Consider the following 539-nt stretch of genomic DNA (forward strand, 5'->3'; position numbering starts at 1 on the left):
GCGTTGGTCACGGCCATCAGCGGCGTGTGCAGCGCGGGCGTGACGGTCCACACCACGTGGTAGCCCACGTAGATGGCCAGCACGAAGATGATGAGGTTGATGACGGTATGGGAAACGGGATCCATGATTTCTTCTCCTCGCGTGGGTGCCGGGGGCGGCTTGGCTTATTTCTTCGTGACCTGGCCGTCCTGCGCGACGCGGCAGGCGGCGACGATGTCGTCCTCGAGGTCGATCTTCAGGCCGCCCTCCTTGGTGACGATGAGCTTGAGGAAGTCGAGCACGTTGCGCGCATAGAGCGCCGATGCGTCGGCCGCCACCAGCGCCGGCAGGTTGGTTTCGCCGACGATGGTCACGCCGTGCTTGATCACCGTCTTGTCGGCTTCCGAGAGGGGGCAGTTGCCGCCGATGCCGTCCGCGCCCTTGCCGGCCGCGATGTCGACGATCACCGAGCCGGGCTTCATGGCCTTGACCATGTCCTCGGTGATGAGCGTGGGCGCGGCGCGTCCGGGAATGAGCGCGGTGCTGATGACGATGTCGGC

The 539-nt window shown here is 65.7% G+C and carries 1 protein-coding gene and 1 pseudogene; both read right to left on the bottom strand.

Features of this window, described 5'->3' with window-relative positions:
• On the bottom strand, positions 1-125 hold a 125-nt coding region (locus tag AC1DSC_RS32665; protein ID WP_478132099.1), incomplete at its 3' end, for a proton-translocating transhydrogenase family protein.
• A 39-nt stretch (positions 126-164) separates the two neighbouring features.
• Positions 165-539, bottom strand: a pseudogene (locus tag AC1DSC_RS32670) (NAD(P)(+) transhydrogenase (Re/Si-specific) subunit alpha); the annotation flags it as partial.

It is taken from the genome of Variovorax sp. 01N425 (genome assembly GCF_056399465.1).